General features: G+C 69.2%; 22 protein-coding genes. 10 read left to right on the top strand and 12 right to left on the bottom strand.

Going from position 1 to position 26238, the window contains the following annotated elements; translation table 11 throughout:
* Positions 1–27 precede the first annotated feature (27 nt).
* Entirely contained in the window at positions 28–921 is an 894-nt protein-coding gene (locus tag E9232_RS20480; RefSeq protein ID WP_309796944.1) for a LysR family transcriptional regulator, read from the bottom strand.
* A gap of 120 nt (positions 922–1041) precedes the next feature.
* Here E9232_RS20480 and E9232_RS20485 point away from each other — a divergent pair, with 120 nt between their 5' ends.
* The gene (locus E9232_RS20485; RefSeq protein WP_309796946.1) at positions 1042–1461 is read left to right on the top strand and encodes a DoxX family protein; all 420 of its coding nucleotides are present in this window, start codon (positions 1042–1044) and stop codon (positions 1459–1461) included.
* A gap of 57 nt (positions 1462–1518) precedes the next feature.
* Here E9232_RS20485 and E9232_RS20490 read toward each other — a convergent pair whose 3' ends face one another.
* Genes E9232_RS20490 through E9232_RS20520 form a run of 7 tightly spaced genes read right to left on the bottom strand, consistent with a single transcriptional unit; the run spans position 1519 to position 8894 of the window.
* On the bottom strand, positions 1519–3291 hold the full coding sequence (locus E9232_RS20490) for an adenine deaminase (protein ID WP_309796948.1): 1773 nt from the start codon (positions 3289–3291) through the stop codon (positions 1519–1521).
* Entirely contained in the window at positions 3288–4238 is a 951-nt protein-coding gene (locus tag E9232_RS20495; protein WP_309796950.1) for a nucleoside hydrolase, read from the bottom strand. The genes E9232_RS20490 and E9232_RS20495 overlap by 4 nt, the downstream gene beginning before the upstream one ends.
* A 5-nt stretch (positions 4239–4243) precedes the next feature.
* A complete protein-coding gene (locus tag E9232_RS20500; RefSeq protein WP_309796952.1) occupies positions 4244–5266 on the bottom strand; it encodes an ABC transporter ATP-binding protein in 1023 nt (340 codons plus the stop codon).
* A complete protein-coding gene (locus E9232_RS20505; RefSeq protein ID WP_309796954.1) occupies positions 5259–6032 on the bottom strand; it encodes an ABC transporter permease in 774 nt (257 codons plus the stop codon). The genes E9232_RS20500 and E9232_RS20505 overlap by 8 nt, the downstream gene beginning before the upstream one ends.
* Positions 6032–6862 (bottom strand): ABC transporter permease, encoded by an 831-nt coding sequence (locus tag E9232_RS20510; RefSeq protein ID WP_309796956.1) that lies wholly within the window; start codon positions 6860–6862, stop codon positions 6032–6034. Before E9232_RS20510 ends, E9232_RS20505 begins: the two co-directional genes overlap by 1 nt.
* Before the next feature lie 29 nt (positions 6863–6891).
* A complete protein-coding gene (locus E9232_RS20515; protein ID WP_309796957.1) occupies positions 6892–7920 on the bottom strand; it encodes an ABC transporter substrate-binding protein in 1029 nt (342 codons plus the stop codon).
* A complete protein-coding gene (locus tag E9232_RS20520; protein ID WP_309796959.1) occupies positions 7917–8894 on the bottom strand; it encodes a LacI family DNA-binding transcriptional regulator in 978 nt (325 codons plus the stop codon). Before E9232_RS20520 ends, E9232_RS20515 begins: the two co-directional genes overlap by 4 nt.
* A 163-nt stretch (positions 8895–9057) precedes the next feature.
* Between E9232_RS20520 and E9232_RS20525 the strand changes: the two genes are divergently transcribed.
* The 8 genes from E9232_RS20525 (at position 9058) to E9232_RS20560 (ending at position 18521) form a co-directional block, all read left to right on the top strand.
* The gene (locus E9232_RS20525; RefSeq protein WP_309796961.1) at positions 9058–10074 is read left to right on the top strand and encodes a LacI family DNA-binding transcriptional regulator; all 1017 of its coding nucleotides are present in this window, start codon (positions 9058–9060) and stop codon (positions 10072–10074) included.
* Positions 10075–10118: 44 nt separating this feature from the next.
* Positions 10119–11441 carry an ABC transporter substrate-binding protein gene (locus E9232_RS20530; RefSeq protein ID WP_309796963.1) on the top strand — a complete coding sequence of 441 codons (1323 nt, stop codon included), beginning with the start codon at positions 10119–10121 and terminating at the stop codon, positions 11439–11441.
* A gap of 35 nt (positions 11442–11476) precedes the next feature.
* On the top strand, positions 11477–12319 hold the full coding sequence (locus E9232_RS20535; RefSeq protein WP_309796965.1) for a carbohydrate ABC transporter permease: 843 nt from the start codon (positions 11477–11479) through the stop codon (positions 12317–12319).
* Positions 12316–13149 carry a carbohydrate ABC transporter permease gene (locus tag E9232_RS20540; RefSeq protein ID WP_309796967.1) on the top strand — a complete coding sequence of 278 codons (834 nt, stop codon included), beginning with the start codon at positions 12316–12318 and terminating at the stop codon, positions 13147–13149. The genes E9232_RS20535 and E9232_RS20540 overlap by 4 nt, the downstream gene beginning before the upstream one ends.
* Positions 13150–13182: 33 nt before the next feature.
* A complete protein-coding gene (locus tag E9232_RS20545) occupies positions 13183–15318 on the top strand; it encodes an ADP-ribosylglycohydrolase family protein (RefSeq protein WP_309796969.1) in 2136 nt (711 codons plus the stop codon).
* A gap of 519 nt (positions 15319–15837) precedes the next feature.
* Complete coding sequence (locus E9232_RS20550) at positions 15838–17379, top strand: sensor histidine kinase (protein WP_309796971.1); 1542 nt, start codon at positions 15838–15840, stop codon at positions 17377–17379.
* The gene (locus E9232_RS20555) at positions 17376–18020 is read left to right on the top strand and encodes a response regulator transcription factor (protein ID WP_309796974.1); all 645 of its coding nucleotides are present in this window, start codon (positions 17376–17378) and stop codon (positions 18018–18020) included. The genes E9232_RS20550 and E9232_RS20555 overlap by 4 nt, the downstream gene beginning before the upstream one ends.
* Before the next feature lie 108 nt (positions 18021–18128).
* Complete coding sequence (locus tag E9232_RS20560; RefSeq protein ID WP_309796976.1) at positions 18129–18521, top strand: response regulator transcription factor; 393 nt, start codon at positions 18129–18131, stop codon at positions 18519–18521.
* Positions 18522–18688: 167 nt separating this feature from the next.
* On the opposite strand, the gene E9232_RS20565 is transcribed toward E9232_RS20560, so the two are convergent.
* The 4 genes from E9232_RS20565 to E9232_RS20580 form a co-directional block, all read right to left on the bottom strand.
* Positions 18689–19213: a GNAT family N-acetyltransferase gene (locus tag E9232_RS20565; protein WP_309796977.1), complete on the bottom strand. Its 525-nt coding sequence runs from the start codon at positions 19211–19213 to the stop codon at positions 18689–18691.
* A gap of 256 nt (positions 19214–19469) precedes the next feature.
* Positions 19470–21767, bottom strand: a complete 2298-nt coding sequence (locus E9232_RS20570) for an FdhF/YdeP family oxidoreductase (protein WP_309796979.1) — start codon at positions 21765–21767, stop codon at positions 19470–19472.
* Positions 21768–21812: 45 nt separating this feature from the next.
* Positions 21813–22646, bottom strand: a complete 834-nt coding sequence (locus E9232_RS20575) for a formate/nitrite transporter family protein (RefSeq protein WP_309796982.1) — start codon at positions 22644–22646, stop codon at positions 21813–21815.
* Positions 22647–22766: 120 nt separating this feature from the next.
* Positions 22767–23990 carry an oxalate decarboxylase family bicupin gene (locus tag E9232_RS20580; protein WP_309796983.1) on the bottom strand — a complete coding sequence of 408 codons (1224 nt, stop codon included), beginning with the start codon at positions 23988–23990 and terminating at the stop codon, positions 22767–22769.
* Positions 23991–24595: 605 nt separating this feature from the next.
* On the opposite strand from E9232_RS20580, the gene mdcA reads away from it, so the two are divergent.
* Entirely contained in the window at positions 24596–26236 is a 1641-nt protein-coding gene (gene mdcA, locus E9232_RS20585; protein ID WP_309796985.1) for a malonate decarboxylase subunit alpha, read from the top strand.
* Positions 26237–26238: the final 2 nt, after the last annotated feature.

The following is a 26238-nucleotide window of genomic DNA, read 5'->3' on the forward strand; positions in this document are numbered from 1 at the left end:
GCCGAAGCCCGGACGTGGCCGGGCCGCTCAGGCCTGGCCGGCGAAGCGTTCGATCAGCCAGCGCGCCGCCGGCCCCGGCGGGGTGTCGGTGCGGTAGGTCATCTGGAAGGTGTAGACGCCCGGCCGCCAGTCCGGCAGGTCCAGCGCCACCAGCCGGCCGGCGTCGATGTCGCCGCGCACGATCGGCTCGGGCATGCCGCCCCAGCCGACCCCGGCCAGCAGCAGCGCGTGCTTGGCGCCGAGGTCGGCCAGCCGCCACGTCTTCACGCTGGCGACGGCGAAATCATGCCCCCGGGTCAGGGGCGAACGGTCGGTCAGCACCAGCTGGATATGGTCGCGCACCTCCCCCGGCAGGCGGGACCCCGGGCGGGCCAGCGGATGGAAGGGGGCGGCGACCGCCAGCATCCGGACCGCGCCGATCTGCAGCCGCTCGGTGCCCTCGGTGCGGATGTTCAGCGGCCCGGTGATGCCGATCGTGGCCGTGCCGTCGAGCACCAGCTGGGTGACCGCGCCCAGCGCCTCGACATGCAGGCGCAGCGGCACGGTCGGGAACTCCACCTGGAAGGCCTGCAGGGCGTCGACCAGCCGGGCGGTCGGCAGCATCACGTCGACGGCCAGCGAGACTTCCGGCTCCAGCCCCTCCAGCAGCCCCTTCACCCGCGCCCGCAGCTTGTCGACGCCATCGGCCACCGCCCGCGCCTCGGCCAGCACGGCCTGGCCCGCCTGGGTCAGTTCCGGCCTGCGGGTCGTCACCCGGTCGAACAGCGGCACGCCGAGCTGGGCCTCGAGATGGTCGATCGCGTAGGTGATGGCCGAGGTCGCGCGGTTCAGCCCGCGGGCGGCGGCCGCGAAGCTGCCGGCCTCGGCGACGGCGAGCAGCACCCGGATCTGGTCGAAGGTCGGGAGTCCGGGCTCTGGCATTTCTAATCTCTTGAAAAGATCATTCGATATTATACGGATTTTTCGAATATGCGAATGCCCCTAGGGTCCTCTGCCGCCGAACCCTCCGGTCCCTCAGAGCGAAACCCAGGACATATCGACATGAACCCCTCGACATCCCTCGTCCCGGCCGTCGGCCGGCTGCTGCTCGCCCTCCTCTTCCTGCTCAGCGGCTTCGGCAAGCTCGCCGCGCCCGAGGCGACCATGGGCTACATCAGCATGGTCGGCCTACCCCTGCCGCAGATCGCCTACGCCGTCGCCCTGCTGATCGAACTCGGCGGCGGGATCCTGCTGCTGGTGGGCTTCCAGACCCGCGCCGTCGCCCTGGTCCTGGCCGTGTTCTCGGTGGTCACGGCCCTGTCGTTCCACTTCGACTTCGGCGACCAGAACCAGATGATCCACTTCCTGAAGAACATCGCCATCGCCGGCGGCTTCCTGCAGGTCGTCGCCTTCGGGGCCGGCAGCTTCAGCCTGGATGCCCGCCTGGCCGCCGACAAGACGGCCGCCGCGGCCCGGGCTTGATCGGCTTCTGGTCCGGCCCGTCCCCGAACGCGTGGTTCGCGGACGGGCCGCCAGGGTTCAGACCGCCGCTTCCAGCGGCCGGATCTCGCCGGTGGTGCCGTCGGTGAGGCCGAGATCGGTGACATGCGGCCCCGGATTGCAGGCCAGGCTGGCGCCGGTCACGGCCTTGAAGGTGCGGTAGGGCGGCTGCCAGTCGGCAATCCCGCCCGCCGCCGCCTTCAGCGCGGCGAAATCGCTGGCCACCTCGGTCGCCGGCGCGTCCGACAGCAGGCCGCAGACCGGCAGCGCCACCAGCGCCGTCACCGCGCCACCCTCGGCCACCGCCATGCCGCCGCCCGCCGCGATCACCGCATTGGCCGCCGCCGCCATATCGGCCGGATCGCGGCCGAACACGGTCAGGTTGTGGCTGTCATGCGAAATGGTGGTGGCCAGCGCGCCGCGCCAATGGCCCCAATCGTCCAGGATGCCGATCTGCGGCACCGCCGGGCGCCGGCCATGGCGGTGGATCACCGCCATCAGGATCTTGTCGTCCGGCAGCACCACCGTGCCGTCCTGAACCGCCACCTCCAGCGCGCGCCATTCGGTGAAGCGCGGCCGGAAGATCGAATTCACCACGGCGGCGTCCCGGCCGGGCAGCCGCAGGACGAAGTCGTCGGCGGTCAGCGGCGCGACCTTGACGCTGTCGTGGAAGGCGTCCGCCGGCCGGCCGAGCGGCCCGGTGGTCAGCCGACCATCGACCGCGACCTCGCGGCCGGAGGCGAAGACCCGCTCGACGCCGAGCGTCTCCAGCCCATCAAGGATGACAAGATCGGCGCGGCGGCCGGGCGCGACCAGCCCGAGGTCGCGGCGCCCCAGCCGCATCGCCGCATTCAGCGTCGCCGCCCGGATCGCATCGATCGGTTTCATGCCGTAGCGGATCAGCCGCCGCAGCACATCGGCGATGCCGCCGACCGCGACCAGATCGTCCGGAAAGATGTCGTCGGTGCAGATGGTCAGGGTCTGCGGCAGGTGGGGCAGGGTGGCCAGCGCCGCCACCGCGCCGGGCAGCACATAGTCGTGCGACCCGCGCAGCTCGATGGCGAAGCCGGCGCGCAGCTTGGCCAGCAGATCGTCGCCGGAGGTGACCTCGTGGTCGGACTGGATGCCGGCGGCGGCGAAGCCCTGCAGCGCCGCGCCCTCCAGCCCGCGGGCATGGCCGCAGACCAGCTTGCCGCTGGCCAGGCCGGCGCCGACCACGCCCTGCATCGGCTCGCTGCGGTCCAGCACGCCGCGCATGTTCATCACCTCGGCGACGCCGGTGATCTCGGGCCAGCGCAGCATCTCCGCCATCTCGCCGCCGCCGAAATCGGCGCCGCCGACCTCCAGCCCGGGGGCGGAGGGCACGCAGGACGGTGCCAAAGTGAGGATGCGCAGCGGCAGGTCGCGCCCGGCATCGATCGCCCAGCGCACCCCCGCCAGCCCGGCGACGTTGCCGACCTCATGCGGGTCCCAGCAGATCGTGGTCGTGCCCTGCGGCACCACCACCTCGGCATAGCGCCGCGGCGTCACCATCGAGCTTTCGACATGCATATGCGTGTCGATCAGCCCGGGGGCGACGAAACGGCCGGTGGCGTCGATGGTGCGTGCCGCGTCGCTGCGGCTGCCCGGCGCATGCACGCTGGCGACCAGGGCGCCGACCAGGCCGATATCGGCGGCGCGGATCTCCGACGTCGCGACATCGACCACTTGGCCGCCGGTGATCAGGACATCGAAGGGCTCCAGCCCCTGGGCGGCGCGCACCGCACGGTCGCGCAGGTTGGAGTCGTCGAGGTCATGGGGTTCACGGGTCATGACGGCAGCCTCGGTTGGGCGGAAGACGCGGCGCGGTCGAGCGCGCCGAGCACCAGGGCGCGGATCCGCTCGACATCCGGCACGGTAGCGATATCGGCATTGGCCGGCGCCTTGCGCGGCACCCGCCATTCCACGACAGTCATGCCGCGGGTCAGGCGGCCGGACAGTTCGGCATCCAGCCGGGCCGGGCGGAAGGCGACCGTCTCCGGCTCCAGATAGGCGGCCGCGGCCACCGGGTCGTACAGCGTGTGCGGCGCCGATCCGTCGGGCTGGATGATGCGGGCATAGCCGTCCAGCAGGTCGCCCAGCACCGCGGCCTTGTCGCCGCCCACGGCGCGCAGGCGGTCGGCATCGGCCACCGACACCTGCACCGGCCGGCAGGCATCGAGCCCGACCATCGCGATCCGGACGCCGGCATCGATTACCAGCTGGATCGCCTCGGGGTCGACGGCAGCATTGAATTCGGCGGTCGCGGTGTGGTTGCCCGGTCCGGCACTGCCGCCCATCCAGACCAGGCGGCCGATGCGGGGCGCCAGATCCGGCCGCGCGGCCAGCAGCGCGGCGATGTTGGTCAGCGGCCCCAGCGTGAGGATGTCGCCGCCGCCGCTTTCGAGATAGCGCGCCAGGGCCGGCAGCGCGGGCTCGGCGGACAAGGCGGTGTCTGCTTCGGGGAAGCGGCGGCCGGTGCTGGGCATGCCGCTGTCGCCCAGCGCATAGGCGGCGGTCATCAGCGCGCCGACCAGCGGCCGGTCGCGGCCGGGATGGATCGGCATGGTCCAGCCGAAGAAGCCGGCGGCGTCGCTGGCGTTGCGCGTCACCCGCTCCAGCGGCGCGTTGCCGGCGACCAGCGACAGGCCGGCGATGGCCACGTCGGCCGCATCGGCGACCATGGCGATGGCGACGATGTCGTCGAAGCCCATGTCAGTGTCGATCCAGACCTGGCGCATGGCGGTCACTCCCGTTCCATCACGGCGGCGGCGGCGAGCGGCAGATCGAAGGCGATGTCCACCCCCGCCGCATGTCGGGGCGCCGCCGCCGGCACCTCGGCCTTCACCGGCCCGGCCGGCGTCTCCAGCAGGTATTCGACGGTCTGGCCGAGATAGGACACGCCGCGCACCCGGCCCTGGTGCGGCCCGGTGCCCAGCGCCACCGCCTGCGGCCGCCAGCCCAGCGCCTTCGCCGCCCCCGGCAGCGCGAAGCCGGGCGCCAGGCTGCCGCCCAAAGCGGCCAACCGGCCGTGCTCGACCGCGAAGGTGTTCTCGAAGCCCATGAAGCGGGCGACGAAGGGGGAACAGGGGGCTTCGTAGATCGCGTCGGGCGTGCCCATCTGTTCGATCCGGCCGGCGCGCATGACGATGATGCGGTCGGCCAGCGCCAGGGCTTCCGACTGGTCATGGGTGACATAGACCATGGTGATGCCGAGCTCGCGCTGCAGGCGGCTCAGCTCGCTGCGCATCTCCAGCCGCAGCCGGGCGTCGAGGTTGGACAGCGGCTCGTCCAGCAGCAGCAATTGCGGCTCGACCACGATCGACCGGGCCAGGGCGACGCGCTGCTGCTGCCCGCCGGACAGGGCCTTGGGCAGACGCTGGCCGAAATCGGCCAGGCCGACATTGGCCAGGGCCGCGGTGACGCGGCGGCCGATCTCCTCGCCCGGCAGGCGCTTCAGCCGCAGGCCGAAGGCGACGTTCTCGAGCACCGAGAGATGCGGGAACAGCGCGTAGGATTGGAACACCAGCCCGACGCCGCGCTTGTTGGCCGGCACGCGGGTGATGTCGCGCCCGGCCAGCGTGATCCGCCCGGCCGCAGGCGCCATCAGCCCGGCGATCGCCCGCATGGTCGTGGTCTTGCCGCAGCCGGAGGGGCCTAGCAGCGCGACCAACTCGCCCTGGCCGAGCGAGACGCTCAGGCTATCGACCGCGACCTGGCCGCGATAGGCGAGGGTCAGACCGTCGAGACGCAGGAAATCCTCAGACATAGCGCGACAGCCCCAGCAGGCGTTCGGCGACCAGCACGATCGCCAGCGACATCAGCGCCAGCAGACCGGACAGGGCGGCGACCGACGGGTCGTAGTTGAATTCCATGTAGAACATCATGTCGATCGGCAGGGTCGACACCCCCGGGCCGGACAGGAACAGCGACACCGGCACCTGGTTGAATGAGGTGACGAAGCCGATGACGAAGGCGGCCATCACGGCGCTGCGCACATTGGGCAGCACCACCCGGAAGAAGGCGCCGGCCCGGCTGGCGCCCAGCAGAACCGCCGCCTCCTCCATGTCGACGCGGAGATTGCGCAGGCTGGCCGACACGATGCGCACGGCATAGGGCACCAGGAGCGCGGTGTGGGCGACGAACAGCGCCGCGATCACGGGGATACCGGCCGGGATCACCAGATGCCGCAGCAGGGCCAGGCCGACGATGATGCCGGGCACGATGATCGGCGCGGTCACCACGGTGCGGATGATCTCGCGCCCCGGCACCTCATAGCGTTCCAGCGCATAGGCGGCGGGGATGCCGAGCAGCAGCGCCGCGCCGGTGGCGCCGAGCCCGAGCGCCAGCGACAGGGCGAAGCTGGACCGGAAGCTCTCGACCTCGAACACCTTGGCGACCCAACGCAGCGACAGCCCCTGCGGCGGGAAGGACAGGGTCTCGCCGCCCGACAGCCCGGCGACGCAGATCAGCAGGAACGGCCCGATCAGGAACACCATCACGGCAAGCAGCAGGGTGCGGCCGGCGATGCGCATCAGCCGACCCTCCGCCGCGCCGTGGCCAGCCGCTTCAGCACCACATTCGTCAGGATGCTCATGCCGATCAGGATCACCGCGATCACGCCGGCCGCGGCATAGTCGTTGGCGACCGAGACGCGCTGGTACATCAGTGTCTCCAGCATCAGCACCTTGGACCCGCCGAGGATCGCCGGGGTGACATAGGCGGTGAGCGAGCCGACGAAGACCAGCGTGCCGCCGACCACCAGCCCCTCGCGGGTCAGCGGCAGCAGGATGCGCCGGAACACGGTCCACCAGGATGCGCCCAGCACCCGGGCCGCCGGCACCACGTCCGGCGGCAGGTTCTCCAGCGCGCTGACCAGCGGCAGCACCATCAGCGGGAAGAACAGCTGGATCAGGCCGATGAAGATCGCGGTTTCCGAGAACAGGAAGCGGATCGGCTCGTCGGTCAGGCCGATCCCAGTCAGCGCCACATTGACGATGCCGGTGCGGCCCAGGATCACCAGCCAGGCATAGGTCCGCGCCACCGGCGAGATCATCAGCGGCAGCACCAGCAGGCCGACCAGCTTGCCCTTGGCACCGGGCGAGGCGTCGACGATCACCAGCGCCACGGCATAACCGACCACCGCCGACACCGCGGTGACCGCCAGGCCCAGGCGGAAGGTGCGGAAGAACACGTCGCGGTTCAGCGGCTGGGCGAAGAAGTTGGTGAAGTTCTCCAGCCCCCAGCCGGCGGCCGACTGGAAGCTGCCGGCCAGCAGGATCGCGACCGGCAGCAGGAAGCCGACCGCGACGAACAGCGCCGCGGGCGCCATCAGGGCCAGGCCGATGCCTCGTCGTTCGAACATGGCGCCCGTCCTCCGCGTCCTTCCGGGGCCTACTGGGTGACCTTGGCGTTCCAGCCGGCGACCCAGGCATCCCGGTTCTCCAGCATGTCCGCCGGCTTGATGAAGTGCAGGCTGGCGGCGGTCTCGGCGCCATAGGTCAGCGATTCCGCGGTCTCGGCCGGCACCTCGACATTCTTGTTCGCCGGGCTGTCGACCAGGTCGGTGGCCAGCCGAGTCTGCACTTCCTTGGACAGCCAGTAGTCGATGAACTTCAGCGCCAGCGCCTCGTTCTTCGTGCCCTTGACCAGGGTCAGCACATTCATGCCGCCGGTCTGGCCTTCGCTCGGCGTCGCCCATTTGATCGGCAGGTCCAGCTTGCGGATGTTGGCCCAGCCGAAGCGGCCGACCACCGCCGCCAGGATCTCCTCCTGCTCGAACAGCTGCGGGATCTGCGACCCGCGCTCATAGAAGGTGACGACGCCCTCGCGGTTGGCGGCGATCGCGTCGATCCCGGCCTTCAGGTCGGGCGTGGTGCCGCCCTCGGCCTTGTCGATCATGTAGATGGCGGACGGGCCCTGGGTGGTGGTGATGTTCGGCAGGGCGATGCGGCCGGCCAGCTCCGGCTTGAACAGATCCTTCCAGCTGGTGATCGACACCTTGTCCGAGCGGTAGACGATGCTGGTGGAATAGAAGGTGTAGCCGACCGCCACATGCCCGCCGAGCGGGTCCTGGGCGATGTCGTACAGCGTGTTGTAGTTGGCCAGCTTCGAGACGTCGATCGGCTGGACCAGGTCCTTGCGCACCGCCTCCAGCGCGTTGAAGTCGGCAATGGCGGCGACGTCGATCACCGGCGCCGCCTTGTTGGCCTCCAGCTTCGCCAGCCGCTCGCTGCTGTTGCCGGTCTCGACCACCAGGGTGCAGCCGCAGGTCGCCTCGAACGGGTCGTACAGGTCCTTCTTATAGGCGTCCTGCGCGATGCCGTAGACCGAGATGGTCAGGGTCGGGGTCTCGGCGAAGGCGGGCAAGGCCATGCCGAGAAAAGCCAGCGCAGCGCCGGCGGCAATCCGTGTCGTCCTCATGATGCACCCCCTGTCAGGTGTTGGTTCTTGTGGCGTGGCTTTGCCGTCGACGCCCGCAGCACGAGGTCGACGGGGAAGAGGCGGCTACCCTGGCGTTCGCCGGTGGCGACGGCCAGGGCATGGTCGGCGATGGCGGCGAGGTCCTGCCGCACCGTGGTCAGCGGCGGCGACACGATCCGGGCCCAGACCAGGTCGTCGAAGCCGGTGACCGAGATGTCCTGCGGCACCCGCACGCCCCGCGCGGTCAAGGCGGTGACGAAGCCGATCGCCAGCGCGTCATAAGCGGCGGCGCAGGCGGTGAAGCCGGCGGGGTCGACCGCCGCACCGATCTCGGCGCCGGCCTCGAAGCTGGTGGTGGAGTGCCGGACCTGCGGCGCGACGCCCGCGGCCGTGAAGACCTCGACCATGCCGGCGGTGCGTTCCCGCGCCACCTTCGAATCCGTCGGCCCCGCCAGCAGCAGGACGTCGCGGTGGCCGAGGTCGGCGAGGTGGTGGGCGACCTGCCGGCCACCGTCGCGGTGGTCGCTCGACGCGGTGTTGCCGCGGGTGGCGGCGCTGTCGATCACCGCGACCGGCACCGGCTGGCTGCCGGCTTCGACCGTCGTGCCGCGGGTCGGAATGATCACCAGCGCGTCGATGCCGCGGCCGATCAGGTTGTCGATCTCCGCCGCCTGGCCCTCCGCCGTGCCCAGGCTGTCGCCGACCAGCACGGCGAAGCCGCGGCGCTTGGCGGCGCGCTCGATCGCCTGGGCGAAGATCGGGAACAGCGGCTGGCCGAAATCCGGCACGATCAGGCCGATGGTGGCGCTGCGCCCGGTGCGCAGGGCGCGGCCGGCATGGGCGGGGATGTAGTGCAGCTCCGCCGCCAGCGCCCGGATCCGGCCGGCCAGCTCCGGCGACAGCCGGCCCTTGCCGCGCAGCGCGTTCGACACGGTCGCCCTGGACACGCCGAGGCGGCGCGCGAGGTCGAGCATGGAGGGCGGGCGGCCGGGCATCGGCTGGCCTGTCACAGCGGGTTGATTACACGATTAATCAACCATTTGGGCCGGATCGGCGCAAGCCGGAATCACAACCCCCTTGCCAGGTGCCACCGGATTCGGGATGATACGTATCAGTAATACGTATCACTAGGCCGAGATGGACAGCCCCAAAGCCCGGCGCATCACCCAGCGCGACGTCGCTCGCCTTGCCGGCGTGTCGCAGACGACCGTCTCGATGGTGTTGAACGGCACGCCCTCGCCCTCGATCCCGGCCGAGACCTGGGAGCGGGTGCAGAAGGCGGTGCGGGACCTCGGCTATGTCCCCAATCGCTGGGCCCAGGCGCTGAAGACCAGCCGGACCATGACCATCGCCTGCGTCGTGCCCGACATCTCGAACCCGTTCTACCCGGCGCTGCTGCGCGGGCTGCAGGCGGTGGCCGACGATGCCGGCTACGACGTCATCACCATCAACACCGACGGCACGGCCGAGCGGGAGCAGCGCTTCATCAACTGGAGCCTGGAGGGCCGCGTCGACGGCATCGTTGGCGTGTTCTTCACGCTGCGCGCCACCGAGTTCAAGCCGCTCACCGATGCCGATATCGGCGTCGTCCGCATCGAATCCCGGCCCAAGACGGGCGGGCCGCTGCCGGTCGACAACCTCTATGTCGACAATGAGGCCGCCGCCGCCGAGGTCACGCGCTATCTCGTCGGGCGCGGCTGCCGCCGCATCGCCATGGTCGCCGGCATCGGCGGGCCGCAGGACGGCCGCCGCCACGGCTACGAATCGGCGCTGGTCGCGGCGGGCGGCACCCCGATGATCGTCGCCGACCAGGAGTTCACCGAGGAGGGCGGCCATCGCGCCGCCCGGGCGCTGCTGGCGCTGTCGGACCGGCCGGACGCCATCTTCGCGGCCAACGACCTGATGGCGATCGGCGCCATGGCGGCGGCGCGAGAGGCGGGGCTGTCGGTTCCCGGCGACGTCGCCATCGCCGGCTTCGACGACATCTTCGCGGCCCGGCTGGTCACGCCGTCGCTGACCACCGTCTCGCAGTTCCAGTACGACCTCGGCAAGGCGGCCGCCGAAGTGCTGCTCGATCGCCTGCAGCGCGGGAATGCGGCCCCCGGCACGAGCCAATCGATGCCTTTTCGCCTGATCGAACGGGATTCGACCTGAAACGGGCCTGAACGCGCCCGGAGCACACAAGGGAGGAGCAAGCCATGTCGAGCCTGAAACACCTTGCCGCCGCGGCCGGTCTCGCCGCCGTGGCCCTGGCCGCCGCGACCGCATCGGCCCAGGACAAGAAGCCGATCACCTGGTGGTACGAGACCGCCGCACCGGAGAACCAGGAGAACCTGCAGACCATCCTGGTCGACCCGTTCAACGCCGCCCATCCCGACCAGAGCCTGTCGATCGACTTCCGCGGCGCGGAGCTCGACAAGCAGCTGCGCATCGCCATGCTGTCCGGGTCCGGCCCCGACGTCGTCTACACCGCCGGCCCCAGCTACGTCGCCGCGATGGCCCAGGCAGGGCAGCTGCTGCCGCTCGACGACTATGCCGCCAAGCTCGGCTGGAACGACCGGCTGCTGCCGATCTTCCTGGAGATCGGCAAATACGACGGCAAGCTGTACGCCCTGCCGAAGACCTATGAGACGCTGGGGCTGTTCTACAACAAGACGCTGTTCGACAAGAATGGCTGGCAGCCGCCGAAGACCATCGCCGAGTTCGAGACGCTGGCCGACGCCATGCTGGCGAAGGGCATCGTGCCCTTTGCCGCCGGCAATGCCGACTGGCGGCCGGCCAATGAACACTACGTCTCGATCGTCCTGAACTCGATCGCCGGGCCGGACAATGTCTACAAGGCGCTGACCGGCCAGATCCCCTGGACGGCGGAGCCCTTCGTCAAGGCGATCGACACGCTGAACAAGTGGTGGCAGGCCGGCTATTTCGGCCCGAACTACTTCTCGCTGACCGGCGAGCAGGCCTTCGCCCAGGTCGCCACCGGCCAGGCCGGCATGGCGCCGACCGGGACCTGGAACTTCACCAACGTCCCGCGCTACTTCCCGGCCAACAATGCCGAGCCGGCCTTTGTCGGCTTCCCCAGCGCCGAGGGCGTGCCCTATCCGATCTACGCGCTCGGCGTCGGCTCGACCTTTTCGATCGCTGCGACCTCGCAGAACCCTGATGGGGCGGCCGCCGTCATCGACATGGTGTTCAGCGACAAGTTCTACGGCGACATGAACTCGGCCTGGCAGGGCGAATGGAACACGCCGCTGAAGGACCTGTCCAAGGTGACGATGGCCGACAGCGTGCTGCCGCTCTACGGCCAGACCATGAAGAACCTGGCAGGGGCGGTTTCGGCCGGCCAGTACGGCTACACCACCTGGACGTTCCTGCCGCCGGCGACCGACACCTATGTGGTCAGCGGCATCGAGGAGGTGTGGCTGGGCAAGATCACCACCGCCCAGTTCCTCGAGACGCTCGACGCGACCTTCAAGCAGGACCGGGAGCAGGGCAAGGCTCCGGCGATTCCGAAGCGGTGAGCACTATCCGCCGCGCCCGACAGCCGGAGGCCGCCATGTGGCTGTACCTGGTCCCGACCTTGGCGATCAACCTCGCGGTCATCCTGATCCCGGCGCTGCTGACGGTGGCGCTGGCCTTCTTCCGCTGGGACGGGATCTCGACCCCGGTGTTCATCGGCCTCGGCAATTTCTCGGCCCTGCTGAACGACGGGGTGTTCTGGACAGCGCTGCAGAACAACCTGATCTGGACTGCGATCTTCCTGGTGGTGCCTATCGCGATGGGGCTGCTGGCCGCCGCCATGCTGCTGGTGGCCCGGCGCGGCAGCACCTTTTTCCAGGTGATCTACTTCCTGCCGGTGATCATCGCCACGGCGATCACCGCCCGGGTGTGGCAGGGCATGATCTACAGCCCGGTCACCGGCGTGTTCGGGCTGCTGCAGAAGACCGGGCTGCCGCTGACCAACCCGCTGTCGCAGCCATCGCGGGCGCTGTTCGGCGTGGCGACGGTCGATCTCTGGCACTGGTGGGGCTTCCTGTGCGTGATCTTCTTCGCGGCGCTGCGCCAGGTGCCGCAGGAGCAGATCGAGGCGGCCCGCCTCGAAGGCGCGAAGTTCTTCCAGATGATGCGCTACGTGCTGCTGCCGGCGATCCGCCCGACCATCACGCTGATGATGATCATGACGGTGATCTGGTCCTTCCTGGTGTTCGACTTCGTCTACATCCTGACCCAGGGCGGGCCGGCCTTCTCCAGCGAGGTGCTGTCGACGCTGGCCTACCGCAAGGCGTTCTACGACCTGAATGTCGGGCAGGCGGCGGCCGCGGCCCTGGTGATCAGCCTGTTCGGTCTGGTCGCGACCTTCTTCTACATCCGCCTGCAGTCGAAGGAGGGCGCGTCATGAGGCTGGTCGAAAGCCGGGCGACCCTTGCGGTCAGCTATGTCGTGCTCGGCATCGGCGCCTTCACCGCCCTGTTCCCGATCGCGCTCCTGGTCCTCAACGCGCTGAAATCGGCGCCGGAGATCCTGCTGAACCCGCTGGCGCTGCCGCAGACGATCCGCTGGGACAACTTCGCCCGGGCCTGGAAGGATGCGCGGTTCAGCCAGACCTTCGTCAATTCGGCGGTGCTGACCGCGCTCACCATCTTCCTGGTCTGCACCACCGGCTCGGCCTCGGCCTATGTGTTGGCGCGCAAGAAGATCAAGCGATGGAAGATCGTCACCTTCTACCTGCTGGCCACCACCACGGCGCCGATCCAGCTGTTCCTGTTCCCGCTGTATTTCGGCTTCGCCAAGCTGGGGCTGATCAACAACGTCTTCGCGGTGTCGCTGGTCTACACCGCGATCTACAGCCCCTTCGCGATCATGCTGCTGCACACCTATTTCCAGGCGGTCCCGCGCGAGATCGAGGAGGCGGCGCTGGTCGACGGCGCCACACATTGGCAGGTCTTCGTGCGGGTGATGCTGCCGATGGTCTCGCCCGGCATCCTGACCGTGGCGCTGATCATCGGCCTCTACTCCTGGAACGAGTTCCTGATCGCCACGACCTTCCTCCAGCGCCAGGACAAGCTGACGGCCGTGGTCTCCTTCTTCCTGCTGTCAGGCCAGTACAGCTCCGACTGGGGCGAGATCATGGCCGCGGCGCTGATCGTCGTGCTGCCCATCGTCGTCCTGTTCGTCGCGCTGCAACGCCGCTTCATCGAAGGCATGGCCGGCGGCTCGGTCAAAGGCTGAGCCCCTCTCCACCCCAAACCGGAAGAGCATCTCATGAGCACCGCCGCCCTCCCGAACGACTATCTCGAGCGCGTCTATGCCGGCGTGCTGGGCAAGCTGGTCGGGGTCTATCTCGGCCGTCCGTTCGAAGGCTGGACCTACCAGCGGATCATGCAGGAGCTCGGCCCGATCGAGTACTACGTGCATGACCGGCTGGGCGTGCCGCTGGTGGTCACCGACGACGACGTCGCCGGCACCTTCACCTTCGTCCGCGCGCTGGAGGATTACGGCATCACGCCGGACCTCTCCGCCGAAGACATCGGCAAGTCCTGGCTCAACTACCTGGTCGAGCACCGCTCGGTGCTGTGGTGGGGCGGCAACGGCAACTCCACCGAACACACCGCCTGGCTGAACCTGAAGCGCGGCGTCGCGGCGCCGGCCAGCGGATCGATCGAGGTCAACGGCGTGACCGTGGCCGAGCAGATCGGTGCGCAGATCTTCATCGACGGCTGGGCCATGGTGGCGCCCGGCCAGCCGGACCTCGCGGCCAAACTGGCGGAACAGGCCGGCAAGGTCAGCCATGACGGCGAATCCGTCCACGCCGCCGTGCTGTGGGCGGCGATGGAGGCGGAGGCTTTCGTGTCGTCCGACATCGACCACCTGATCGACACCGGCCTCGCCCGGATTCCCGGGGACAGCCGTATCGCCGCGCTGATCGCCGACATCCGCGCCTGGCACCGGCAGCATCCGGACTGGCGCGAGACCCGGCAGAAGATCGAGGACCATTACGGCTACGACAAATACCCCGGCAACTGCCATGTGGTGCCGAACCACGCGCTGATGATCATGGCAGTGCTGTATGCGCCGGACGACTTCCAACGCGCGCAGATGATCGTCAACACCTCGGGTTGGGACACCGATTGCAACGCCGGCAATGTCGGCTGCCTCCTCGGCATCATGCACGGCCTTGACGGCATCGAGGCCGGGCCGGACTGGCGCGGCCCCCTGGCCGACCGGCTGCTGATCTCGTCGGCCGACGGCGGCAACTCGATCAACGACGCGGTGCGGGTCGCCTACCAGCTCGCGGGGCTCGGCTCCCGGCTCGCTGGCGGCCCCGGCATCGCCGCGCCCAAGAATGGCGCGCAGTTCCACTTCTCGCTGCCGGGCAGTGTCCAAGGCTTCCGGGCAGAGCACGGCCACGGCCTGATCGACCATCTCGCCGTCGAGAACGTGCCGGTGCCGGGCGGCCGCGCCCTGGCGCTGCGCTATCGCGGCCTGGGGCCGGCCCAGGCCGCGGCGGTGACGACGCCAACCTTCAGCCCGCCGGAAGTCGTCAATATGCGCACCTACGACCTGATGGCGACGCCGCTGCTGTATCCCGGCCAGACCTTGTCGGCCAAGGTTGCGGCCGAACCGGGCAACCGCGGCGACGTCACGGTCGCGCTGCGGCTCAAGGTCTACACTGCCGAGGATGCGCTGCGCACCGTGGACGGCACGCCGATGACGCTGAAGCCGGGCCGGACGGAAACCCTGTCCTGGGTCCTGCCCGATCTCGGTGGCCAGCCGATCGCCGAGATCGGCCTGGTCGTCACCGCCGCCGGCCCGCGTGCCGACGGCGCGGTCATCCTCGACCACATGCGCTACGACGGCGCCCCCGACCTGCATCTCCGCCGCCCGGCCGAGACCGGCGATTTCTGGCGCCAGGCCTGGGTCAACGGCGTCAGCTTCTTCTCCAAGCGCTTCCCGCCCTCGTTCCGCATCTCGCAGGACCGCGGCGAGGGCATCATTATCCACGGCACAAGGCAATGGACCGACTACAGGGTCGCCGCCGACGTCATGATCCATCTCGGCAGCGAGGCCGGCATCGCCGTCCGCGTCCAGGGCCTGCGCCGGTACTACGCCGCCCTGCTGTCGCGCGACGGCATGCTGCGGCTGGTGCGCCAGCGCGACGAGGAGCGGACGGTGCTGGCCGAGACGCCCTTGGCCTGGTCGCTCGAGACGGCCTACGAGATCGTGGTCGAGGCGGCCGGCGGCCGGATCGCCTGCACCATCGGCGACACGGTGCTGTCGGCGCAGGACGGCTCGCCGGAGGCCTTCAGCGACGGCGGCATCGGCCTCCTGGTCCATGAGGGGGCGCTGTCCAGCAACGATGTCCGCGTCACCGGCGTCCCACCGCGCCCCGGAGTCTGACCAAGGCTGTCCGGTTGAGGCGGGTCTCAATTTCTAGTGTCATTGCCCGGCTCGACCGGGCCATCGAGAGCGGCTCTTGCCACCCTGGATGCCACGGTCAAGCCGTGGCATGACATCTGGAAATTGTGAGTGCCCTCAGCCGATGACATCCGCCCCTGTCGATGCGATGCCGGAGCCGCGGACGGCCCGGATCGTCCTGGTGACGCCGGCCGATGCCGTGGTCGGCAGCCTGGCGCCGGTCCCGGTGTCGACGCCCTGGTGGCAGGAGGCCGGGCCGGTTGGTCCGCGCGGTTCGCGACCACCATCGCGTCGAGGTCACGATCCTGCCGCTGCTGGAGACGCAGCGCGACCGGCGCGGGGCGGGGCCTGGCGCCTGGGGCGATGGGTGAACAACGGATTTTCCTTGCCACGCTTTTCGCTTCGGAGGTCACATCCGCCGATCCGGTCGAGACGGCCTGCCAGCGACGGTCCGAGAATGCCCAGAGAGCTTGCCCCGCACCACAGCCCCATGGAGGCGGATTGAACGCGGACATCCGCGACGGTCGCCACCGGCACGGCCGCGTCCTGCCGCTTCTCACCATCGCCCTCGCGCTGGCGATCTTCCTGTTCGACACCTTCAGCCCGATGAAGATCGCGGTGGCCGTGCTCTACGCCATCGTCATCTTCATGGCGGTCGGCTTCGTCGACCGGCGGGGCATCGTCACCGTCGCGCTGGCCTGCGTCGCGCTGACCATCGTCGGTTTCGCCGCCGGGGCGGAACGTCCCGGCTTCGAGGCCCATCTGCTGCGCGGCCTGGTCAGCCTGTCGGCCATCGCCATCGCCACCCTGCTTGCCATCCGCAACCAGGCGGCGGCGGCCGTGCTGGGCGAGAGCGAGCGGCGCTGGCGCACCATCTTCCAGTCGGTCGGCGTGTCGATCTGGGAGGAGGATTTCTCGCGCGTCCGCCGCGCCTTCGACGATCTCGCGCGGCAGGGCGTGTCCGACTTCCGGCGCCATCTGGAGGATGATCCGCATTTCGTCGAACGCTGCATCTCGCTGGTCGAGATCGTCGACATCAACGACGCGGTCATCCGCCTGCTGGGCGCCAGCGACAAGGCCGAGGTCCTGACCCAGCGGCGCCGCTTCTTCCTGCCCGAAACCGTGGTGGCGTATCGCGAGCTGCTGATCGCCCTGGCGGAAGGCCGGCCCTCCTATGCCGGGGAGAGCGCGCTGCAGACCATCGCCGGCGAGCGGCGGTCGATCCTGATCACGGCGACCTTCCCGGCCGACGGCACGCGCATCAGCGGCCTGATCAGCGCCGTCGACATCACCGAGCGCAACCGGGTGGAGCGGGCGCTGGCCCAGGCGCGGGCGGAGCTGGCGCATGTCTCGCGCTTCATCACGCTGGGCGAGCTGGCGGCCTCGATCGCCCATGAGGTGAAGCAGCCGCTCGCCGCGATCGTCACCAACGGCCAGGCCTGCCTGCGCTGGCTCGACCGCCCGGTGCCCGACCTGGCGGAGGCCCGGGCCTGCGCCGAACGCATCGTCGGGGAAGGCGGGCGCGCCGACCATGTCATCCAGCGGCTGCGCGGCCTGGCCCGCAAGGCGGATCCCGAGCGGCTGGCGGTCGATGTCAACGCGGTCGTCGACGAGGTCGTCGAACTGATGCAGCGGGACATCGCCGACCATCAGGTGGCCCTGCGGCTGGACCTGTCGCCCGACCTGCCGCCGGTGCCGGCCGACCGCGTCCAGCTGCAGCAGGTGCTGATCAACCTCGTGATCAACGCCCTCCAGGCCATGGCGGCGGTGTCGGGCCGCGAACTCACCGTCGAAACCCGAGAGGATCAGGCGGGGGATGTGCTGGTGTCGGTCGGCGACAGCGGCGTCGGCCTGGACGAGGAAGCGATGGCGCATCTCTTCGCGCCGTTCTACACCACCAAATCCGACGGCATGGGCATGGGGCTGTCGATCTGCCGGTCGATCATCGAATCCCATGGCGGGCGGATCTGGGCCACGCGCAACGCCGGCGCCGGGGCCGCCTTCCACTTCGTGCTGCCCGTGACGCGGAGGAGGGCCGCTTGACCCAGGATCCCGCCGCGGCGCCGCTGGTGCTGGTCGTCGACGACGAGGCGGCGGTGCGCGACGCGCTGGACAGCCTGCTGCGGTCGGTCGGCTTCCGCGTCGCCACCTACGCCTCGCCCCAGGAGTTCCTGCGCAGCGACCTGCTGCAGGCCGCCAGCTGCCTGATCCTCGACATCCGGCTGCCGATCGTCAGCGGGCTCGACTTCCAGGTGCAGCTGGCCCAGTCGGGCATCCATGTCCCGGTCATCTTCATGACCGGCCATGGTGACATCCCGATGAGTGTGCGGGCGATGAAGGCCGGGGCGGTCGATTTCCTGACCAAGCCGTTCCGCGACCAGGACCTGCTCGACGCCGTCGCGGCGGCGATCGAGCGCGACCGCCAGCGGCGCGCGGCCGAGCACCAGTTCTCCGGCATCGAGAGCCGGTACGAGACGCTGACGCCGCGCGAACGGCAGATCATGGCGCTGGTCACTTCCGGCCTGATGAACAAGGAGATCGCCGGCCGGCTGGGCCTCAGCGAGATCACGGTGAAGATCCATCGCGGCCATGTCATGAAGAAGATGATGGCGCGGTCGATCACCGACCTCGTGCGCATCGCCGATGCGCTCGAGGCCCGGCATCGCAACCGGTCGGTCGACTAAAACCTCCGTATGATTTTCGGGGCCGCCCGGCCGGCGCATCATCGCCTGGATCGGTCGCTCTCTGTCCGCCGCGCGGCCGCCGGTCGCGCCCAGTGTGGAGACGGGCCCATGCCGCGGTCCCCCGTGGTTGCGATTGTCGATGACGACGCCTCGGTCGGCCGGGCGACCGGCAGCCTGGTGCGGTCGTTCGGCTTCGCCGTCCGGACCTTCCCGTCGGCGGAGCAGTTCTTGGCCGCGCCAGACCGGGACGAGGTCGCCTGCGTCATCACCGACGTGCAGATGCCGGGCATGAGCGGGATCGACCTCTATTGCGAGATGCACGGGCGCGGATCGGCGGTGCCGTTCATCTTCATCACCGCCTATTCCGAGGCGCGGGTGCGGCAGCATGCCGGGCCGGCCGCCCGCATCCTGCGCAAGCCCTTCGACGGCCAGGTCCTGGCCGACTGGATCGAGGCGGCGTGCGGGCGTGCCGGAGTGGCGCCGGTGGGGTCGGGGCGGTGATCGGGGATGGCGCGGGTGAAATCGTTGTCTCTGGGCGGAAAGCGGTCACTGTCGGACGTCACGGCCGCGTCTGCCTCGCACCATTGGCGGACATCGCCCGTGGCTCTCCAAAGAGAACCTGACCAGTCAAGCCGGGTTCGGCCTAACGCGGCCGAGCTTGGCGGAGTCTACCTTGACCTTGCGTAGGCGAAACAGTCACGCGGCTCGCTGCTGACATTCGGATGCATGATCCATCGGCGAAGCAGCCCTTCGCGCTCCAGGCCGACCTTCTCCATCACCCGGGCGGAGCCGATATTCTCGCAGTCGCAGACGTCTCCGATGCGCCAGATATCGCGCTGATCCAGCGCCCACTGCGTCGCATGTGACAGCACTTCGGTCATCAGCCCCATCCCCCAGAACGGGCGCGCAAGGACATATCCGTATCCGAGACGATGCGGGGCGGGGTGCCGCAGGGCGAATGAGCCAATGATCTTCCCGTCACGCTTGCCAACCAGCACATAGGTCTTCGACTGCGCCTCAACCTGGCAGCGAGCGATGTGCGCCTCTGTCTCCGTGATCGCGACGTGAGGTCGCCATGTCAGAAAGCGGGTCACCTCCGGATCCTGAGCATATCCGTCGAAGATGGCCGCGGCATCGCCCGGCGCGATCGGCCGAAGCATCAGTCTGGCGGTCTCGAGGCGCTCCGGGAACATGCATGCCACCCTGCCACGAAGCTGACGATCTGTCAGCCGATCGGGATTGCGTTGACAGTGCACTTTTAGCGATCTTCTTGTCTTCCCTCGCGGTCGCAATGGCGTTCGAGAAATCGCATGTGCCGGCCGGTCCCACCAGACCCGCCGATGCCCCAATTGAAAACGTTGCCCCGCAGGCCGGCGAAAACCAGTAGGAAAAGGCCGACATTCACCTCGACATAGCGGGCAAGTCTTCCAGCTTTGATCGAGCCTCGACCTAGGCGGCCCGGCGGATCGTCACCGGGATCGACTTGTAGGCCGGGGTGCCGCTGCGCTCGTCATACTGGCCCAGCGCCACCAGCCCGTTGGCCTCCGGATAATACGCCGCGGCCGACCCGGCGGCGATGTCGTGCGCCACGGCGGTCATGCCGTGCAGCACGCGGGGCCGGTCCTCGCCTTCGGCCACGGTCTCGATGTCGATGCGGTCGCCGTGGCTGAGGCCCAGCGCCGCGAGGTCCTGCTGGTTCAGGAAGATCACGTCGCGCCGGCCGGTGATGCCGCGGTAGCGGTCGTTCAGCCCGTAGATCGTGGTGTTGTACTGGTCGTGGCTGCGGATGGTGGTCAGGCGCAGCGCGCCGGCGCCGCTGGCCCGCGGATCCTCCTCGACCCCGGCGCAGACCAGGAAGTTCGCCTTGCCCGATGGCGTCAGCCACTTGCGGTCCGACGCCGCGACGGTCAGTCGGAAGCCGCCGGGGGTGGCGATGCGGGCGTTGAAATCGTGGAAGTCGGGGTAGACCGCCTCGATCTTGTCGCGGATGCGGGCATAGTCGGCGACCAGGCCGGCCCAGTCGACCTTGGTGCCCGGCAGCGTCGCCAGCGCCAGCCCGGCGACGATCGCCGGCTCCGACCGCAGCTGGTCCGAGGCCGGGGGCAGGGTGCCGCGCGAGGCGTGCACCATCGACATCGAATCCTCGACCGTGACGGATTGCGCGCCGGTCTCCTGGATGTCGATCTCGGTGCGGCCGAGGCAGGGCAGGATGATCGACTCCCGCGCCAGCAGCAGGTGCGAGCGGTTCAGCTTGGTGGCGATGTGCACAGCGAGGTCCAGCTTGCGCATGCCGGCGAACACCGCCTCCGGGTCGGACATCGCGACGGCCAGGTTGCCGCCCAGGCAGATGATCGCCTTAGACCGGCCCTCGCAGATCGCCTGGATCGATTCCACCGCGTTGTGGCCCTTCCCGCGCGGCGGGTCGAAGCCGAAGATCTGCTGGATCGCGTTCAGCAGCCCGTCCGACGGGATCTCGGTGATGCCGACGGTGCGGTCGCCCTGGACGTTGGAATGGCCGCGCAGCGGGCAGATGCCGGCGCCCGGCCGGCCGATGTTGCCGCGCAGCAGCAGCAGGTTGGCGAGCTGCTGCACGTTCGAGGTGCCGTGCAGGTGCTGGGTCAGCCCCATGCCGTAGCAGATGATGACGTTCTTGGCGGCGGCATAGACCTGCGCCGCGGATTCGATGGCCGCGCGCGGCAGGCCGGACTGGGCCTCGATCACCTCCCAGGACACGGTCTCCAGATCCGCCGCCAGCGCCTTGAAGCCGGTGGTGTGCTCGGCGATGAAGGCCCGGTCGAGCAGGCTGTCGCCGCCGGCGGCGATGGCCGCAGCGTCTGCGGCCAGCAGGGCCTTCATCATGCCCTTGAACACCGCGACGTCGCCGCCGACCTTGACCTGGTGGTAGGCCGAGGCGATCGGGGTCGAGCCGAGGGTCAGCATCTCCAGCGGGCTCTGCGGCGCGGCGAAGCGCTCCAGCCCCCGTTCGCGCAGCGGGTTGAACACCACGATGGGCACGCCGCGCTTCGCCGCCTCGCGCAGGGTGGTCAGCATGCGCGGGTGGTTGGTGCCGGGGTTGTGGCCGATGCAGAAGATCGCGTCGCAGAGGTCGAAATCCTCCAGCGTCACGGTGCCCTTGCCGACGCCGATCGACACCGGCAGGCCGACGCTGGTCGCCTCATGGCACATGTTCGAGCAGTCGGGGAAGTTGTTGGTGCCGTATTCCCGGACGAAGATCTGGTACAGGAACGCGGCCTCGTTCGAGGTCCGGCCCGAGGTATAGAACTCGACCACGTCGGGGTCGTCATAGCCCTGCAGCGTCTCGCCGATGCGCCGGAACGCGTCGTCCCACGAGACCGGCAGGTAGCGGTCGGTGGCCCGGTCATAGGCCATCGGATGGGTCAGCCGGCCCTCATCCTCCAGCGCGTAGTCCGACCAGGTCCACAGCTCGGCAACGGTGTGCGCGACGAAGAACTCCGGCGTGGTGCGCTTGCTCGTGGTCTCCCACGACACCGCCTTGGCGCCGTTCTCGCAGAACTCGAAGGACGAGGTGTGCTTCGGGTCGGGCCAGGCGCAGCCGGGGCAGTCGAACCCCGCCGGCTGGTTCATCCGCAGCAGCGCCCGGGTGTCCTCGGCGATCGCCATCTGGTCCTTGATCGCCCGGGCCACCGCGCCCAGCGCGCCCCAGCCGCCGGCCGGCCCGTCATAGGCTTTGACGCCGGGAACGTCCTGATCCTTGGTCTTGGCCATGGCACTGCTCCTTGAACAAGATCGACTACCGCCGACGGAACCCCGTCACGCCCGGGGCATGGCATTCGACGGCCGGGATGCCGCCGGGGCTGCAACACCGGCTTCGGCCTCGCGGCCGCTGCCGCGCTCCTGCGCCCAGTATCCCAGCCCGACCATCAGGCCGCCGCCGACCAGGTTGCCGAGCGTCACCCACAGCAGATTGTGGACCGCGCCGCCGAAGGTGACAGTGTCGGGATGTTCGCCCAGCAGCGCCAGCGCGAACACGAACATGTTGGCGACCGAATGCTCGAAGCCGCAGGCGACGAAGATGGCGATCGGCCAGAAGATCAGCGCGATCTTGGCCGCGTCGTTCTCGGTGCGGCCGCACATCCAGATGGCGAGGCAGACCAGCCAGTTGCACAGCAGGCCGCGGGCGAACAGCTCATAGCCCGGCGCGGCCATCTTGGCCGCGACCACGCCGAAGAACTCGCTGCTGCCGTCGGTCAGCAGGGTACCGCCGCCGGCCATGTGCAGCAGCGCCGCCAGCACCACGGCGCCGACCAGGTTGCCGACCCAGCAGGAGATCCACACCAGCACCATGTCCAGCGTGGTGCTCGCGCCGCGCAGCACGGCGAAGGGCATGTACATCGCGGTGCCGGTGAACAGCTCCGACCCCGCGAAGATCACAATGGTCAGGGCCGAGGCGAACACCGCCCCCATGACCAGATGCGCCCAGGCCGGGTCGGCATGGGCGCCCACGGTGAACATGAAAATGTCGCCGAAGCCGATATAGGCGCCGGCCAGGGCCGACCCGATCAGGAAGCTGACCAGGTGCAGCCTGACCATCTCGGCCTTGTGCGCGCCGGCGTCGGCGTATTTGGCAATCGTGTCGCGGTACATCGCCCACTTTCCTCATCTGCGGCATCGGGAACCCGAGCAGGCCCCGCTGGCGGTCTTCCCCCTCCCGATGCCGGCCCTGTCGCATGGGGGACAGGGCCGGGCGCTGTCATGGCGCCGGCGTCAGCTGGGAACCACCGGCGACTTCTGCTTGCGCAGCGCGTCCATGACTGTTTTGTCGAGGTTCAGATGGCCCTGCACCAGCTCCGGCGGCGTCAGGGCCAGCCACTGGTTCAGCGAGACGTCGGCGTAATAGCCGCTCTTGAACATCTCGAGGAAGCGCAGCGTCGTGGTGCCGGTGTTCTCGATATAGTGGCCCATGGCGAAGGGCACGTAGCCGACGTCGCCGGCCACGTAGTCGATGGTGCGGGCGGACCCGACCGCGCCGAACACGCCCATCCGGGCCTGGCCTTCGATGTAGTACTGCCACTCATCGGCGTTCGGGTGCCAGTGCAGTTCCCGCATCCCGCCCGGCTCGATCTCGACCAGCGCCGCCGCGATCGTCTTGGAGGCCGGGAACACCGAGGAATCGGTGATGCGGACCGTGCCGCCCTTGGTCCGGATCGGCTCCTGCGCCATCATCTTGTGGCTGAAGACCTGGGGCACCTGCTTCGCGCCGGCGATCTTGTCGCCGGCCAGCGGGCCCGGCACCGGCAGGTTGAAGATGTAGCGCTCATGCGGGTCCGGCGTGTGGCCGAAATACTTCGGATCGACACCGAAATTCTTGCCCAGCACGTCGGTCGGCACATGCTTGAACCAGTCGCTCAGCAGGAAGGTGCCGTCCTCGTCAAATTCGCCGTCGTCGAAGACGAGCAGGAATTCGCAGCCGTCCTTCCCAAGACCCTGGATCGAATGCGGGATGCCCGAGGGGAAGTACCAGAGGTCGCCGACGCCGACATCGTCGACGAAGTTGTTGCCCGCGGCGTCGACCGCGGAGATCCGCGCCTCGCCATAGAGCATGTAGGCCCACTCCGCCTGCTTGTGCCAATGCAGCTCGCGCGTGCCGCCGGCGTTCAGGCGCATGTTCACGCCCGCGATGTTCTTGGAGACGCTGAGCTCACGGATCGTGACCTGACGGGTCCAGCCGCCCTCTTCCTGGCGCATATGCGAGTCGGAGAACGAGTAGCGCAGGTTCTGGAACGTGCCGCTGTCGGTCCGCGGCGGGTTCAGGAAGCTCGGATTCTCCTGGTCGCGCACCAGATCGCGCGGGCCCGGATCGGTGCCGCCGCGACCGGGGGTCTTCGGCTGCAGGGCGTCCGCGCCTTGGGCATGCGCGGCGGTGGCGGCGACGGCGAGGCCGCCGGCGGCCATCGTCGTGAGCGCGTTGCGGCGGGTGAACATGGTCATGACTTTCCTCCAGTCAGTGTCGTGGTCCCGGCTTTTGAGGAGCCGGACCGCACGCCGTCGCGCCGGCCTGGCGCGGCGGCGTCGTGGGATCCACGCGTCGATCGTCTTCTCGGGGAGGCGGCGAGGCGAGGGCCGGGACATGGGGTGTCCGGGGCTTCTTCCGCGCCGTCGGCCAAGGCCGATTGGCACGCTTGCTCAAGGGTCGGGATCCGGCCGGCGGTGCGATCTGCAATTCAGGGGGAACGTTCAGCTTCCCGGCGCTGGCCATGATGGCGATCCCGACATTGATGCGCCGGAGAAGCAGACGCCTTCGGCGCGATCGCCGCCACTATATTGGCGGTCATTGCGGTAACCATGTGGGGTGCGGCGATCATACTTGTGTATAGGGCGCGGCTCATCGTCCCGGCTGCGCGGCCAGGGGGCCGGGTTCGGCGGCGTATCCAGACGCGCCTGACTTATGGTGTTGTGTGCTCATAAACTCGATTTAATGGGCTATGTGTATTTTTAAGGCTTGCGGATCGTCACTCCGGTATTCATATTGAGGAAACGACAATCGCATCGGTACACGGTGGGCCTCGGGTCCGCCAAGCCTGCGGAGATTGCGCATGGATGCCGCCCAAAGCTGGTCGAAGCTGCCCCTCCGCAAGCAGCGACGCGTCGAACGGATGGCCGCCTTCGCCGACGGCCGGGTGCTGCGGCCGGACCGCATCGTCGCGGCGCTAGAGGCGCTGATCGAGCCGGGCGACCGGGTCGCGCTCGAGGGCGACAACCAGAAGCAGGCGGACTTCCTGTCGCGGTCCCTGGCCGAGGTCGACCCCGGCAAGGTGCACGACCTGCACCTGCTGATCTCGACGCTGGGCCGGCGCGAGCATCTCGACCTGTTCGAGCGCGGCATCGCCCGCAAGGTCGACTTCTCCTTCGCCGGGCCGCAGAGCCTGCGCGTCGCCCAGCTGCTGGAGGACGGCAAGCTCGAGATCGGCGCGATCTACACCTACATCGAGCTCTACGCCCGGATGTTCGTCGACCTGACGCCGCAGGTGGCCCTGGTCTGCGCCGAACAGGCCGACCGGCACGGCAACCTCTACACCGGCGCCAACACCGAGGACACGCCGACCATCGTCGAGGCCACGGCCTTCCGCCACGGCGTGGTGGTGGCCCAGGTCGACCGGATCGTCGACGAGCTGCCGCGGGTCGACATCCCGGCCTCCTGGGTCGATTTCGTGGTCGAGGCCGACCGGCCCTTCGCGGTCGAGCCGCTGTTCACCCGCGACCCCCGCCACATCAACGAGCTGCAGATCCTGATGGGGATGATGATCATCCGCGGGATCTACGAGCGCCATGGGGTCACCGCCTTGAACCATGGCATCGGCTTCGACACCGCGGCGGTGGAACTGCTGCTGCCGACCTATGGCGAGAGCCTGGGGCTGAAGGGCAAGATCTGCCGCAACTGGGCGCTGAACCCGCACCCCACGCTGATCCCAGCGATCGAGAGCGGCTGGGTCGAGAGCATCCACTGCTTCGGCAGCGAGGTCGGCATGGGCGAATACATCCGCGCCCGGCCCGACATCTTCTTCGTCGGCAGCGACGGCAGCCTGCGGTCGAACCGCGTGTTCTGCCAGCTCGCCGGGCAGTACGGCGTCGACCTGTTCATCGGCTCGACCCTGCAGATGGACGCCGACGGCAACTCCTCCACCGTCACCCTCGGCCGGCTGGCCGGGTTCGGCGGCGCCCCCAATATGGGGCATGATCCGCGCGGCCGCCGCCATGCCAGCGAGGCCTGGCTCAGCCTGATGACCTCGAAGGAACCGGTCGCCCGCGGCCGCAAGCTGGTGGTGCAGACGGTCGAGACCTTCAAGGCGGGCGGCGTGCCAGCCTTCGTCGACACCCTCGACGCGGTCGAGGTCGGCCGCAAGAACGGCATGCCGATCGCGCCGGTGATGATCTATGGCGACGACGTCTCGCATGTCGTGACCGAGGAGGGCATCGCCTATCTCTACAAGGCCGAGGGCGGGGAGGAGCGGCGGGCCGCCATCGCCGCGGTGGCCGGCGCCACCGAGATCGGGCGGCGGGCGGAGGCGAAGCGCACCGCCGACCTGCGGGCGCGCGGCATCGTCGCCTTCCCCGAGGACATCGGCGTCAGCCGGCTGCAGGCCAACCGGTCGCTGCTGGCTGCGCGCTCGATCGACGATCTGGTGACCTGGTCCGGCGGCCTCTACGACCCGCCCGCCCGGTTCCGCGGCTGGTGAGC

This window comes from Inquilinus ginsengisoli, from assembly GCF_031453975.1.
Taxonomy (GTDB): Bacteria; Pseudomonadota; Alphaproteobacteria; order DSM-16000; family Inquilinaceae; genus Inquilinus; species Inquilinus ginsengisoli_A.

What these genes read in the sequence shown, in the direction of transcription:
- E9232_RS20480 (WP_309796944.1), bottom strand. Translation starts at nt 921, where the DNA reads ATGCCAGAGCCCGGACTCCCGACCTTCGACCAGATCCGGGTGCTGCTC.
- E9232_RS20485 (WP_309796946.1), top strand. Translation starts at nt 1,042, where the DNA reads ATGAACCCCTCGACATCCCTCGTCCCGGCCGTCGGCCGGCTGCTGCTC.
- E9232_RS20490 (WP_309796948.1), bottom strand. Translation starts at nt 3,291, where the DNA reads ATGACCCGTGAACCCCATGACCTCGACGACTCCAACCTGCGCGACCGT.
- E9232_RS20495 (WP_309796950.1), bottom strand. Translation starts at nt 4,238, where the DNA reads ATGCGCCAGGTCTGGATCGACACTGACATGGGCTTCGACGACATCGTC.
- E9232_RS20500 (WP_309796952.1), bottom strand. Translation starts at nt 5,266, where the DNA reads ATGTCTGAGGATTTCCTGCGTCTCGACGGTCTGACCCTCGCCTATCGC.
- E9232_RS20505 (WP_309796954.1), bottom strand. Translation starts at nt 6,032, where the DNA reads ATGCGCATCGCCGGCCGCACCCTGCTGCTTGCCGTGATGGTGTTCCTG.
- E9232_RS20510 (WP_309796956.1), bottom strand. Translation starts at nt 6,862, where the DNA reads ATGTTCGAACGACGAGGCATCGGCCTGGCCCTGATGGCGCCCGCGGCG.
- E9232_RS20515 (WP_309796957.1), bottom strand. Translation starts at nt 7,920, where the DNA reads ATGAGGACGACACGGATTGCCGCCGGCGCTGCGCTGGCTTTTCTCGGC.
- E9232_RS20520 (WP_309796959.1), bottom strand. Translation starts at nt 8,894, where the DNA reads ATGCTCGACCTCGCGCGCCGCCTCGGCGTGTCCAGGGCGACCGTGTCG.
- E9232_RS20525 (WP_309796961.1), top strand. Translation starts at nt 9,058, where the DNA reads ATGGACAGCCCCAAAGCCCGGCGCATCACCCAGCGCGACGTCGCTCGC.
- E9232_RS20530 (WP_309796963.1), top strand. Translation starts at nt 10,119, where the DNA reads ATGTCGAGCCTGAAACACCTTGCCGCCGCGGCCGGTCTCGCCGCCGTG.
- E9232_RS20535 (WP_309796965.1), top strand. Translation starts at nt 11,477, where the DNA reads ATGTGGCTGTACCTGGTCCCGACCTTGGCGATCAACCTCGCGGTCATC.
- E9232_RS20540 (WP_309796967.1), top strand. Translation starts at nt 12,316, where the DNA reads ATGAGGCTGGTCGAAAGCCGGGCGACCCTTGCGGTCAGCTATGTCGTG.
- E9232_RS20545 (WP_309796969.1), top strand. Translation starts at nt 13,183, where the DNA reads ATGAGCACCGCCGCCCTCCCGAACGACTATCTCGAGCGCGTCTATGCC.
- E9232_RS20560 (WP_309796976.1), top strand. Translation starts at nt 18,129, where the DNA reads ATGCCGCGGTCCCCCGTGGTTGCGATTGTCGATGACGACGCCTCGGTC.
- E9232_RS20565 (WP_309796977.1), bottom strand. Translation starts at nt 19,213, where the DNA reads ATGTTCCCGGAGCGCCTCGAGACCGCCAGACTGATGCTTCGGCCGATC.
- E9232_RS20570 (WP_309796979.1), bottom strand. Translation starts at nt 21,767, where the DNA reads ATGGCCAAGACCAAGGATCAGGACGTTCCCGGCGTCAAAGCCTATGAC.
- E9232_RS20575 (WP_309796982.1), bottom strand. Translation starts at nt 22,646, where the DNA reads ATGTACCGCGACACGATTGCCAAATACGCCGACGCCGGCGCGCACAAG.
- E9232_RS20580 (WP_309796983.1), bottom strand. Translation starts at nt 23,990, where the DNA reads ATGACCATGTTCACCCGCCGCAACGCGCTCACGACGATGGCCGCCGGC.
- mdcA (WP_309796985.1), top strand. Translation starts at nt 24,596, where the DNA reads ATGGATGCCGCCCAAAGCTGGTCGAAGCTGCCCCTCCGCAAGCAGCGA.